This is a genomic window from Conexibacter sp. CPCC 206217, assembly GCF_030646165.1.
Taxonomy (GTDB): domain Bacteria; phylum Actinomycetota; class Thermoleophilia; order Solirubrobacterales; family Solirubrobacteraceae; genus Conexibacter.
In genome coordinates, this window is record NZ_JAUTDO010000001.1 from 344,048 (window position 1) to 356,737 (window position 12,690).

Here is a 12,690-nt window from a genome sequence, read left to right on the forward strand (position 1 = left end):
TGTTATGGCGCGCTGGTCAACGGCCGCAGGCACCTCTGAGCGACACCAGCCGGATCCGCCACGGCCCAGCTGCGGTCGAGCGGTCGCTCAGCAGCAGTCCGCCGCGCACGTGGTCGGCGAACCCATGTCTGCGCACGGCCACGCGCAGACGGCAACGCGCGAGGCGCACGAGATCGTCGCGGCATGCAAGCGCGGCTGGGCGGACAAACCCACGACCGGTACGCCCGCCTGCGAGAGCGGTGCCGTGATCTGCTCCGGCAGTCCCAAGCGGGGCCGCGGGCACCCGCGGCGCCCGTGTCGCCCGTCGCACCGGCGGCGCCGGCCGGGCTGGCGGTCATCCGGCAGAGCTGTCGACGCGCCGCACGGCGTCGGCCCGTGAGAGCGACATGAGAGCGGCATGCGAGCGCCTCCCGCGAGGGTGGCCGCATGCCGACCGGAACGATTCATGAGATCGCCCCCGACCTGTACCTGATCGAGGGGCACCACCCGCACAACCTCTGGGACGACCCGGACCTGCCGACGCTGGCCGTCTACCGCAGCGGGCGCAGGCTGTACCTGCTCGACACCGGCGTCGGCCCAGAGCAGCGCGAGGCGATCCGCGAGCTCGCCAACCGCTACGCCGGCGAGGTCGACGAGGTGCTGCTGCTCAACAGCCACGGCCACCTCGACCACCTCGGCAACAACGACGTGCTGGCCGAGATCGCTCCCGGCGCGACCAAGCGCCACCACCTCCCGCGCGCATCCCGCTCGGCGCTGGAGTTCGAGTCCTTCTTCGGCGCGATGTACAAGCGCGGCCTGCCGTACTTCGACTACCTCTCGGGCCTGACGCTCCCGCCCGACGGCGTCGCCTCGCTGCTGCGCGCGCTCGGCGCCGACGACGCGCTGACGGGCGCGGACGTCGCCGACCTCGGCGCGCGGATCGCGCAGCTCGGCATCGGCCCGGCGGTCAGCGGCTTCCTGCCGTCGCTGGTCGTGGACATCCTGCTGCAGACCTATCCGCCGGTCTTCCCGAGCGTCGAGACGATCGTCGACTACGAGCGGATCGCGCCGGCCGCCGACATCCGCATCGGCGACAGCGCCTGGACCGGCTGGACCTTCGCCGGCGACGACGGCCGGCCCGAGGTGCAGGTGCTGGAGTCCGGCGGCCACTCGTTCGGCGGGGTCGTCTTCTACCTGCCCGAGCACCGCTTCATGTTCATGGCCGACGAGACCACGTCGGTGCCGATCTGGGCCGACACCGACCCGCGCAGAACGATCGCGACCGCGCACAAGGCGCTCGCGATGATCGACGGCGGACAGCTCGAGCTGCTGTGCGCCGGGCACCGGCCGCTGCTGCCGGTCAGCGGCGCCGAGGCGCGCGCGGCGCTGGAGGGCGTGATCGCCTCCGGCACCGAGTTCGCCGCCGTCGTCGGCGAGGTGCTGGCGCGCCATCCCGACGGCATCGGCATCGACGCGCTCTACGACACGCTGCTCGCCGAGGCGCAGCCGGGCTCGACGATCGCGATCCTCGCGGGGCTGCAGTTCCCGGTCTTCTCGACCTTCCTGAAGCTGACGCTGCTGAACCACTGCCTGCTGCTCGATCTGCCGCAGGGCACCGACGCGAGCAACCGGCCGACGTTCAAGCCGGTGTGAGCGATGGCACCCGCGCGCAACCGCTGGCTCGTGCTCGTCGCGATGACCGGCTCGCTGTCGATGATCATGCTCGACCAGACCGTCGTCACGGTCGCGCTGCCGTCGATGGGCCGCGACCTGCCGCTCTCCCCCACCGGCCAGCAGTGGGTCGTCAACGCGTACGTGCTCGCGATGGCGGCGCTGGTCGCGCTCGGCGGCAAGCTGGGCGACAAGCTCGGCGGGGTCAGGACCTTCCGCATCGGCGTGGCGGTGTTCTTCCTCGCCTCGATGCTGTGCGGCCTGGCACCGCACGGTTCGCTGGGCGAGCCGTGGATCATCTCCGCGCGCGTGCTGCAAGGCGCCGGCGCGGCGCTGATGGTGCCCGTCTCGGCGGCGATCGTGATCGGCGCGTTCGACGTGCGCGAGCGCGGGCGCGCGATGGCGGTCTACACCGGAATCAGCCAGGTGTTCCTCGCAGTGGGGCCGTTGCTGGGCGGCGTGCTGACCGAGTCGATCTCCTGGCGGACCGTCTTCTGGCTCAACGTTCCGGTCGGGATCGCGGCGCTCGTGATGGTGCACATCGCACGGCCCGACGACAGCCGCCAGCCGGGCGTCCGCATCGCCGCCCGCTCCGTCGTGCTGCTCGTCGGCGGCATCGGCACGACGGTGCTGGCGATCCAGCAGGCGAGCGTCTGGTCGTGGGGCTCGCCCGCGACGCTGCTGACGTTGACGGCGGGGCTCGCGCTGACGGCCTGGTTCGTGGTCGGCCAGCTGCGCGCGACCAGCCCGCTGGTGGACGTGAGGCTGTTCGCCCGCCGCGCGTTCCTCGGCAACCTGGTCGTGCTCGGGCTGATCCAGTTCGCGCTGCTGGCGGTGATCCTCTACAGCTCGATCTACCTGCAGGAGCTGCTGCACCTGTCGCCGATCTCCGCCGGTCTCGGCGTGTTGCCGCTGATCGTCGCGATCGCGGCCGCGGCGCAGCTCGGCGGCCGCTGGTACGACCGCGGCGGGGTGCGCCCGCCGGCGCTGACCGGCCTCGCCGTCGCGACCGCCGGCCTCGCCGCGTGGGCGGCGTCGCTGCCGCAGCTGGAGTACGCGCTGCAGGTGCCCGGGATGGTGCTGACCGGGTTCGGCCTCGGCCTGATCATGTCGCCGACCAACACCGACGCGCTCGGTCGCGTCACGACGGCGGAGCGCAGCCAGGCGTCGGGCCTGGTGCAGACGGTCCGCCAGCTCGGCGGCACGCTCGGCGTCGCGATCATCGGCACCGTCGTGCTCGGGCTCGAGCACCGCGGCGCGCAGGTGCCGACGCCGCACGAGTCGGCCGACGCGATCACGGTCGGCTTCGCGTGCGCCGCGGCGACCTTCGCGCTCGCGCTCGTCGCGGGCTGGTTCCTGCTCTCGCGCGAACGGCTCGACACGGGTGCGCAGGAGAGGAGCGAGACGCTCGCCGCGGCCGCCGGGTGAGGAGCGGCGGATGCGGGGCGCAGGAGCGGCGGCCGAGCGGTTCTCTCGGCGATCGCCGCGCGGGCCAGTCCGCATGCGCCCCGCGACCGGCGCCCGCGCCGTATCCTGCGCGCCATGCGAGTGCGCGATCTGGGCCCGTTGCTCGTATCGCTGGCCGACGGCGACCATCCCTGCGCGGGCGCCAAGCAGGCCGCGATCCTCGCGCTGCTCGCGATGCGCGCCAACGAGCGGGTCACCGTCGACGACCTCGTCATGGGCGCGTGGGGGTACGACGCGTCGGTCTCGGCGTCGAGCGTGGAGAACCACGTCTGGCGCTTGCGGCGGCTGCTCGATCCCTCCTACTCGCGCAGCTCCTCCTCCTCGCTCGTGACCGAGGCCGGCGGCTACCGTCTGGCGCTGGCGCCCGACGCGCTCGACTCGCTCGCGTTCGAGGCGCTGGCCGAGCGCGCGGGGCGGCTGCTCGCCGACGGCGACCCGGCCGCGGCGCTGGCCTGCTGCGACGAGGCGCTGCGGCTGTGGCGCGGCACGCCCTACGAGGTCGTCGCGCACATCACCGCCACGACCGCCGCGACGGCGCGCCTGCAGGAGCTGCGCGAGCAGCTGCTCGAACGGCGCATCGATGCGCTGATGGCGGTCGGCGCGGTCGGCTCCGCGCTCGTCGAGCTGGAGTCGCTGACCGTGCAGCATCCGTTCCGCGAGCGGCTGTGGGCGCAGCGGATGACGGCGCTCGCCGGCAGCGGCCGGACCGACGAGGCGCTGCAGGCGTTTCAGCGCGTGCGCACGCTGATGCGCGACGAGCTGGGCCTCGAGCCCGGTCCGGAGCTGCGGCGGCTGCAGCAGCAGATCCTGCGCCAGGAGGCCGCGCCGATGGCGGGGTCGCAGCCCTCCCCGCCGCCGCAGCCGCGGCCGGCGGGGATCGTCCACCTGCCGCGGCGCGCGCTGCCGCTGCTCGGCCGTGCGACCGAGCTGGCGGGACTGCTGGCGTGGCTGCCGCAACGGCGGCTGGTGACGGTCACCGGACCGGGCGGCTGCGGCAAGACGCGCCTGGCGATCGACGTCGCGCGCGCCGCCGCCGCGCGCTTCCCCGACGGCGTCTGGTTCGTCGACCTGACCGCGGTGACCGATCCGCGTCTGGTCGTCGACGCCGTCGTCTCCGCCCTCGGCCTCGCGCTCGACCACGACGGCCCGACGCTGCCGACGTTGGCCGCGTTCGTGCAGGAGCGGGAGCTGCTGCTGGTGCTCGACAACTGCGAGCACGTGCTCGACGGCGCGGCGGCCGTCGTCGACGCGCTGGTCGAGGAGGGATCGCGCGCGGCCGTGCTGACGACCAGCCGCGAGCCGCTCGCGGTCGACGGCGAGGCGGTCTGGCCGCTGGAGCCGCTGTCGCTGCGAACCGACGCCGGGGCCGGCGACGACGCCGGCGCCGGGGCCGCGGCCGGCGGGCCGGCGGCGGTGTCGGACGCGGCCGAGCTGTTCCTCGCGCGGATGGGACAGGACGGCGTGGCGGGCCCCGACTCCGCGGACCTGCGCCTGGTCGAGCGCATCTGCGCGGCCGTCGACGGGCTGCCGCTGGCGATCGAGCTGGCGGCCGCACGCGCCCGCTCGTTCACGCTCGACGAGGTCGCAGAGCAGGTCGAGGACGATCCCAGCCGGCTGACGCGCATCGGCCGCGGACCGGCCGACCACCGCGTGACGGTCTGGTCGGCGATCGAGTGGAGCCACCGGCTGCTGTCGCCGAGCGAGCAGGCGGTCCACCGCCGCCTGTCGGTTCTGCCAGGCCCGTTCACGCTGCCGGTCGCGACCGCGGTCGCGCAGGGCGCCGAGCTCGACGTGGCGGAGATCCCCGACCTGCTGGCCCGCTTGGCGCACCGCTCGCTGCTGGTCGCGGTCGGAGCCGGCGGGCGCGGCGGCCGGGCGACCTTCCGGCAGCTCGACACGGTCCGCGCGCACGCCCGCCAGCACCTCGCCGAGGCCGGCGAGGCCGTCGCGACCGCCGGCCGCCGCGACGGCTGGGTGCGACACCTGCTCGCGAGCCGGCCGCGACTCGGGCAGCCGCAGGAGGCGGCGTGGTTCGATGCCGTCGACGATGCCTACCCGGCCGTGCGCGCGACGCTGCAGACGGCGGTGCGCGGCGATCCCGATCCGCGCCTGTTGCGTCTCGGCGCGCGGTTGTTCTACTCCTGGTACTACCGCTCCCGCGTGATCGAGGCGCGCCGCTGGTTGGAGAGCGTGATCGACGCCGCACAGGTCGCGGAGTCGACCGAGCTGACGATCGCGCGGATCGCGCTGGCCGGCACGGCGCTGCTGAGCGGGCGCGTCGACCTCGCGCAGCCGCAACTCGACGCGGCGCTGCCGCAGGTCGAGCGCATCCTGCGGACGGAGATCGGCGAGGGCGAGGCGCTGCCGCAGGTCGCGCGAATCCCCCACGACGAGTTGCTCGAGCTCGGCGAGGCGCTCGTCGGCGCGGCGGATGCGGCGTGGGCGAAGAACGAGTTCGCCGTCGTCGCGCGCGTCAGCGCCGTCCTGACCGAGGTCGCCGCCGTCGCCGACGACCCGCTCTTGCACCTGCTCGCCGAGAAGGTCGACTGCGTCGCCGGCCTGACGACGCGCGACCTCGCCGTGACGGCCGCCCGCGCCGAGGCGCTGTACGAGCGCGCGCTGGCCGCCGACAACCTGCTGGCGCAGTGGAGCATGTGCGGCGTGCGCCAGATCTCCTGCGTGCTCGGCGAGGATCCGCAGACGGGGATCGTCTGGGCCGATCGCCTGATCGCCGCGCACCTGCGGCTGGGCGACGGCGGCGGCGGTGCCTTCCTGGAGGCGCTCGCGAACTTCGCCGCGCTGATCGGCGACGGCGACACCGCCGTCCCGCTCTACGCGGCGTCGCAGGTCGACGCGCGGCGCGTCGGGATGGTCTGGCCCGTGCAGCTGAACTCCGACGTGCTGCTGGAGCGCCTGCGCGCCGCCATCGACCCGCAGCGGTTCGCCCGCCTGTGGGCGGACGGCGAGCGCCTCACGCTCTGGGACGTCGCGCGCGACCGGGGGCTGATCGCGGCGGGCGGGCGCTGAGCCGGGGTCGCCTCGAACGTGCGACGGTCGGTCGCTCGGAGCGCTCCGAGCGACCGACGTTTCCCTAGCGCGATCGCGCGTCTCTGCGCGCCGCCTTGAGCTTGATCGTCTTCTTGACCGTGGTTCTTCTGCCGCCGCTGGCGATCGTGAGGCGCACGGTCGCGCGTCCGCGGCGGGCCTGCGCGAGCGCTCTGCGCGCCGCCTGGGGCAGCACGATGCGGATCGGCGCGGATCTGCCCTTGCGCACGTTGCCGGCGATCGTCACCGTCGCGACGTACGTCTTGCGACCGATCTTCACCGTGACGCGCTTGGCCGTGATTCTGCAGCCGCTCGCGCGGCAGTTCACGCGAGCGATCGTCACGACGCCTCTCGCCGAGACCGTCACACCGTCGCCGGAGGGCGACTTGAGCGTCAGCGTGTAGGGGGCGGGCGTGGGCGCGGGCTTGACCGGCGGGACGACAGGGGGCGCGGGCACGACCGGCGGGACGACAGCCGGCGGCTGCTCGGCCGGCGGCTGCTCGGCCGGCGGCTGCTCGATCGGCGGCTGCTCGACGGGCGCGACGACGTCGAGCGCGACGGGCGTCGTCTGGCTGTCGACGGTGACGCTCGCGCCCGCGGTGCCGGCCGCAGAGGCGGCGGTGAAGACGGACTCGGCGATGGAGCTCTGCAGCGGTGCGCTCGTGAGCGACAGGGTCCCGAGTACCGCGTCGAAGCGCACCGGGATGCCGTCGGGCAGGCCAGCGACCGTCGCGCCGGCGCTGTCGGTCGCCAACGACGCCGTCACGGTCGCGCTCTCGCCGAAACCGATCGATGCCGGGGTGGCGACGCCGCTGAGGACCAGCTGCGGGGAACTCGCGACCGCTCCGTCGACCGTGTCGCAGCCGTCGCCGCCGGGGCCGGCGTTGCAGCCCCACCAATTGTCGGTCGCGTCGACCGTCGCGCCGGCGATCTCGTTGACGACGCCGGCGCCGGCATTGCCGACGAGCCGGTTGGCGTGGATCGCGAGCGGGCCGCTGTAGCCCGGCAGTCTCGCGGCCGTCGTCGTTCTGGTCGAGACGTCGACTCCGGCCGCTCCCGCGCCGGTGATCGTGTTGCCGCTGATCCGTGTGTCGCTGCTCGGCCCCATCCCGTAGTAGTCGACGAAGAGGATCCCGTCGAGCGCGGGGGCGTCGATCGTGTTGGCGGTGATGTCGAGCCCGTCGACGCCGCCCTGCACGGCGATCGCCTGACTGCGCCCGTCGACGAACGTGTTGTCGCTGACCGTGACGCCCGTGGCTCCGAGCAGCAGCAGATGACGCTCGCCCTCGAACCTGTTGCGGCTGATCGACAGGTTGCGCTGGTCGACCCCTCTGCCCGAGATGTTGATCGGGACGTTGGTGTGACCGCGGAAGAGGTTGTCGACGATCTCGACGTTGGCGGCAGGGCCGTCGCCGTAGATCCCGCTCTGCAGCGTGCCGTTGTTGTTCGCCTCGATGCGGTTGCCCGCGACGACCGTCGACGCGGTCGCGGCGTCGCTGGTCTCGAGGTCGATGCCGACGCCGTTGCCGGTGATCACCGAGTTGCGGATCCCGTAGCCTCCGGCCGCGATCGAGGCGGAGATCCCCGGTCGGCCGTTGCCCGACACCGTCAACCCGTCGACGCTCGCGCCGTCCGCGCCGAGCGCGATCAGCGCGCCGGTCCCGCCCGCCGGGATCGTGCCCGTGACGACCGTCTCGGGCACGCCGGCGCGCTCGCGCGCGTCGACGCCGGCCTGCGCGCCGACGATCGTGACAGCCTTGTTGACTCTGATCGTCGCGGTCAGGACGTACTCGCCCGCAGCGACCTGGACGGTGTCGCCCGGGTCGGCTGCCGTGACGGCCGGCGCGATCGTCGCGCACGGCGCCGAGGCGTCGAGGCAGAGGTTGCCGGCATCGCTGCCGCCAGGGGCGACGAAGCGCGTCGCAGCTGATGCGGTGCCGGGAACGAGCGCTGCGGATGCGGCAAGCGAGGCGACCGCGACCAACACGGTGCGCGCACGCGGGTGCATCCGTGCGGATCGGATCGATCCGTCAAACGGAGAAGCGTGCATATGAGGCCCTCTTTCAGAGGTGACCGAAGCAAGGCCGCCGAAGCCGGCGGCGTCGGACAGTTGTCGGCAAGTTCTCGCCAAGTTGGCGCGAAACATCACATGACTGGACCGATGTACTAGCGCGCGATCGCGCCACAGCCCACCGCTGCCTCACCACGATCCGGTTCGACGTTTGTCGCAATCGTGCGCAGATGGTCCTGGCCGCTGGACGATTGCCATGGTGCAAGGGACCGGGTGGGATGCGGGGGGAGCGTTTGAGGGGAAGCGCGCCAACTCCAGTCCGTCCCCAGGAGAACATATGCATCCCTCATCCGCGCATGCGGAGCGGTTGAACGCGTCCTCGCGCCGACGACGCCTGCTGGCGCTGGCGGTGGCAGCGTTGACGCCGTTGGCGCTCGCGGCGCCCGCCGCCGCGACCACGCTCGTCCCGACCGCCAACGGCGGCGAATGGGACGTCGAGGACTCGTCCAAGGGGTCGAGCGGCTCCGGCATCTCGATCGACGGCGGCATCGACGGCTTCGGCGGCCTGCGCCTGCAGGTCCAGCGCGGTGGCGACGTGCTCGCCGCCAACAAGCTGGTCGACGAGCTCGGCCTCACCTACGACGGCGGCGTCGACTTCGACACGACGCAGTCGCCGCGCATCGGCGGGGTCGCCGTCAGACGCGCGATCAGAGTCCTGCCCGCCCTGGACGCGATCCGCTATGCCGACACGCTCTTCAACACGACGGGAGCGCCGCTGACGGTGCGCGTCTCCTGGGGCGGCAGCGTCGGCGCCGGCGGCACGCCCGGCTGGGGCCGCGTCGCCGACAGCTCCGACGGCGACCAGACGCCGGAGGCGAGCGACAGCTGGGTCGAGTTCATGACCGACGCCGACAACTCGCTGGCGGACCCGGCGACCGGGCCGTCGCCCAAACCGCCGCTGGCGCAGATCGTCGGCACCAGCGGCAAGGACGGCCTCGGCGACACCGAGTACGACGCCTTCGCGGATGACTATCCCGGCCGTCTGCCGAGCTTCATCGGCTACCGCTACAGAGTCGAGCTCGGCGCCGGCGAGGCGGCGACGCTCGTCACGTACATGACCAAGGGCCTCGGCTCCAGAGGCTCGCCGGCCGACGCCGCCGCGATCGCGGCCGTCGGCGCGACCGCGGATGCGATCGCGACCGATCCCGACTTCGACGGCCTCTCGACAGCCGTCCGCTGCGGTGTCGTCAACTGGGACGCGACCGTCGGCCTGCCGCCCGGTGCCTGCGACGACGTCACCAGCCCCGGCCGCCCGCCGCAGCCGGTCGCCGTGCAGCCGCTGCGCACGACCTCGACCTATCCGGTCGTCGGCAAGACGATCGCCCAGCTGCAGGCCGACATGCGCTCGGGCCGCACCAGCTCTGAGGAGATCGTCAAGGCGTACCTCGACCGGATCGCCGCCTTCGACAAGTCCGGCCCGCACCTCAACAGCGTCATCGCCGTCAGCCCGAACGCGCTGGAGGAGGCACGCGCGCTCGACGAGCGGCGCCGCAGAGGCGAGGACCTCGGCCCGCTGATGGGGATCCCGTTCGGCCTGAAGGACAACATCGACGCGCTCGGCCTGCCGACGACGTACGGCTCGCTCGCGCTCGAGGGCTTCATGCCGAACCGCGACACGTTCCAGATCGCGCGACTGCGCGCGGCCGGCGCGATCCCGCTGATCAAGACCAACCTCGACGAGTGGGCCAGCTCCGGCATCCGCTCGCAGAGCGGGATGGGCGGCACCGTCCGCAACCCGTACGCGCCCGACCGCGCCAACGGCGGCTCCAGCGGCGGCGCCGGCGCAGCGACCGCGGCCAGCCTCGTCGCGTTCAACATCGGCACCGACAACTACTCCTCCACGCGCCATCCCTCCGGCAACAACAGCGGCGTGACGATGCTCGCCACGCGCGAGTGGGACGCCAACAGAGGGATCATGGGCAGCGCCAACCAGAACCACATCGCCCCGATCACGCGCACGATGGAGGACCTCGCGACCGTGCTCGACGTGACGATCGCCGAGGATCCGCTGGACCCGAAGACGCTCGGGCTCGGCGCCGTGCGGCCGCCGTCGTACCCGGCGCTGCTCGACGCGGGCGCGCTCAGAGGCGCTCGCATCGGGCTCGTGCCGGAGGCGTGGACGCGCGGCATGCACACCGGCTGCAACTCCGGGCCCGAGCAGGACGGGCCGCAGCAGAGAGCACTGTTCGATGCAGCGACCGCACAGATGGAAGCGGCCGGCGCGACGCTCGTGACCGTCCACCAACCGGACTCGATCTGCACCCGATGGGGCGCGCAGGGGCCGACCGACCCGAGCGCGCTCGGCGCCTTCCTCAACCAGCAGTACGTCGACGGGCAGCCGAACTTCCCGTTCGCGACCTACAGCGAGGCGCGCTCCTCGTCGCTGAACCGCTCGCCCAGCGGGAGAGCCGGGTCGAGAGTCCCGACGCTGGCGGAGTACGAGACGGCGCAGGCGAGAAACCTGGCCGACCGGCTCGCCTACCGCGCCGACGTGCAGGCGTACATGGACGCGGCCGGCGTCGACGCGCTGCTGATGCCGCGCAACAAGGCCGACATCCCGGTCGAGGACTCGCAGGACTGGAACGGGCGCACGTTCGTCGCGCCGGCCTCGGTCGGCGGCATGCCGGAGGTCGTCGTGCCGGCCGGCTACACGCAGCAGGGGCTGCCGTTCGGCGTCTCGCTGATCGGCCGCGCGTTCGACGACGCACATCTGTTCCGGCTCGGCTACGCAACCGAGCAGACGCTGCACGCGCGCAGAGAGCCGGCGGCGACGCCGGAGCTGGAGCTGGCCGCGCGGCCCGGGACCGAGGCCCAGCTGCCGCCGCAGGTGGAGCCGCCGGCCCCGCCCGCGCCGCCCGCCCCGCCGGCGCCGGCGCCGGCATGCATCGACGCGCTGGCGCCGACGGTCACGGTCGGGACGCGCCGCTTCGGCGGCCGCGCGCTCGCCCGAGCGCGCGCCGGCAGAGCGCTCCTGCGGCTGAGCGGGCGCGTGCGCGACCGCGGCTGCCAGCAGGGCGGCGGCTTCGCCGCCGGCACGCCGAGAGCGGTCCGCGTCGCGATCGCGCGGCTGGCCGGCGGCAGATGCCAGCCGCTGGTGCGCGGCAGACTGCAGCGCTCCCGCGCCTGCGGACGGGTCGTGTTCCAGGCGGCACGGGTGAGCGGCGGGGGCGCCGATCGCGCCTGGTCGCTGCAGATCGCCGGGGCGACGCTGCCCGCCGGCAGATACCGCATCAGCGTCCGCGCGCTCGACGCTGCCGGCCACGCCTCGCGGACGACCACGATCGCCTTCCGCGCGGTGAGAGGAACGTGACGAGGTGAACTGACGATCGACTGATCGACCTGTGCGGACATGCGCGTCTCATCCGGGAAACGCGCATGTCCGTCGGTCGTGTAGGCGATGATCTCCCTATGGACGACGGTTGGGGCGCGGATCTGCGGCAGGCGGCCAGCTCGAGAACGCTCCTGCTCGTCCTCGGCGTGCTCGTGATCCAGCTCGCGTTCGTCTTCTCCTACGTCGGCGCGTTTCACAGCCCCAAGCCGCACCGGATCGCGGTCGCGCTGGTGGCGCCAGCGCAGGAGGCGCAGCAGCTGGTCGCGAGACTCGACGCGCTGCCGGGCACGCCGCTGAAGGTGAACGCGGTCGCCGACGAGGCGGCCGCGCGGGCGCAGCTGCGCGACGGCGAGACGAGCGCGGTGCTGGTCGTCGACCCGAACGGGAGACGCGACCGGCTGCTGATCGCCGCGGGCGCGGGCGCGTCGCTGGCGACCGCGGTCGAGGCGGTCGCGCGGCAAGCCGAGCGCGCGCAGGGCCGCTCCATCTCGGTCGAGGACGCGGTGCCGTTGCAGTCCGGCGACGCTCGCGGGCTGACCGGCTTCTACCTCGTGGTCGGCTGGCTGGTCGGCGGCTACCTCTGCGCGGCGCTGCTGGGGATCGCCAACGGCCCGAGACCGGCGAACGCACGGCGGGCGACGATCCGGCTCGGCGGGCTGCTCCTCTACGCGATCCTCTCAGGGCTGCTCGGTGCGCTGATCGTCGACCCGCTGCTCGGCGCGCAGACCGGCCACCTGCTCGCGCTGTGGTGGCTCGGCGCGCTCGTCGTCTTCGCGGCGGGGACCGTCACCGTCGCACTCGAGTCGCTCGCCGGGATCGTCGGGATCGGGCTCGCCGTGCTGCTGTTCGTCGTGCTCGGCAACCCGAGCGCCGGCGGTGCCTTCCAGAGCGAGCTGCTGCCCGGCTTCTGGCGCACGATCGGCGGCGTGCTGCCCGCGGGGGCCGGCACCGACACCGTCCGCCGGATCGTCTACTTCGGCGGCCACGGGATCGCCGGGCACGTGCTCGTGCTGGCGCTGTGGGCGGCGATCGGCGCCGCCGTCACGCTGGCCGTGGGAGCGCGCAACGCGGCGCGCCCCGTCGCGATCTCCTCGTGACCGCCCGACAGATCGTCCCCAACCTCAGC

General features: G+C 73.6%; 7 protein-coding genes. 5 read left to right on the forward strand and 2 right to left on the reverse strand.

Features of this window, described 5'->3' with window-relative positions; genetic code table 11:
- Positions 1-16: 16 nt before the first annotated feature.
- Positions 17-142 (reverse strand): hypothetical protein, encoded by a 126-nt coding sequence (locus Q7L65_RS01630; RefSeq protein WP_304718469.1) that lies wholly within the window; start codon positions 140-142, stop codon positions 17-19.
- Positions 143-426: 284 nt separating this feature from the next.
- On the opposite strand from Q7L65_RS01630, the gene Q7L65_RS01635 reads away from it, so the two are divergent.
- From Q7L65_RS01635 to Q7L65_RS01645, 3 genes are all read left to right on the forward strand, one after another.
- On the forward strand, positions 427-1,632 hold the full coding sequence (locus Q7L65_RS01635; RefSeq protein WP_304718470.1) for an MBL fold metallo-hydrolase: 1,206 nt from the start codon (positions 427-429) through the stop codon (positions 1,630-1,632).
- Positions 1,633-1,635: 3 nt separating this feature from the next.
- Entirely contained in the window at positions 1,636-3,078 is a 1,443-nt protein-coding gene (locus tag Q7L65_RS01640; protein ID WP_304718471.1) for a DHA2 family efflux MFS transporter permease subunit, read from the forward strand.
- A gap of 114 nt (positions 3,079-3,192) precedes the next feature.
- Complete coding sequence (locus tag Q7L65_RS01645) at positions 3,193-6,144, forward strand: BTAD domain-containing putative transcriptional regulator (RefSeq protein ID WP_304718472.1); 2,952 nt, start codon at positions 3,193-3,195, stop codon at positions 6,142-6,144.
- Between the two features lie 64 nt (positions 6,145-6,208).
- Here the strand turns inward: Q7L65_RS01645 and Q7L65_RS01650 are convergent, their stop codons facing one another.
- On the reverse strand, positions 6,209-8,170 hold the full coding sequence (locus tag Q7L65_RS01650; protein WP_304718473.1) for a nitrous oxide reductase family maturation protein NosD: 1,962 nt from the start codon (positions 8,168-8,170) through the stop codon (positions 6,209-6,211).
- Positions 8,171-8,510: 340 nt separating this feature from the next.
- On the opposite strand from Q7L65_RS01650, the gene Q7L65_RS01655 reads away from it, so the two are divergent.
- Positions 8,511-11,543, forward strand: a complete 3,033-nt coding sequence (locus Q7L65_RS01655; protein ID WP_304718474.1) for an amidase family protein — start codon at positions 8,511-8,513, stop codon at positions 11,541-11,543.
- Positions 11,544-11,641: 98 nt separating this feature from the next.
- On the forward strand, positions 11,642-12,661 hold the full coding sequence (locus Q7L65_RS01660; protein WP_304718475.1) for a hypothetical protein: 1,020 nt from the start codon (positions 11,642-11,644) through the stop codon (positions 12,659-12,661).
- The last annotated feature ends 29 nt before the right edge of the window (positions 12,662-12,690 follow it).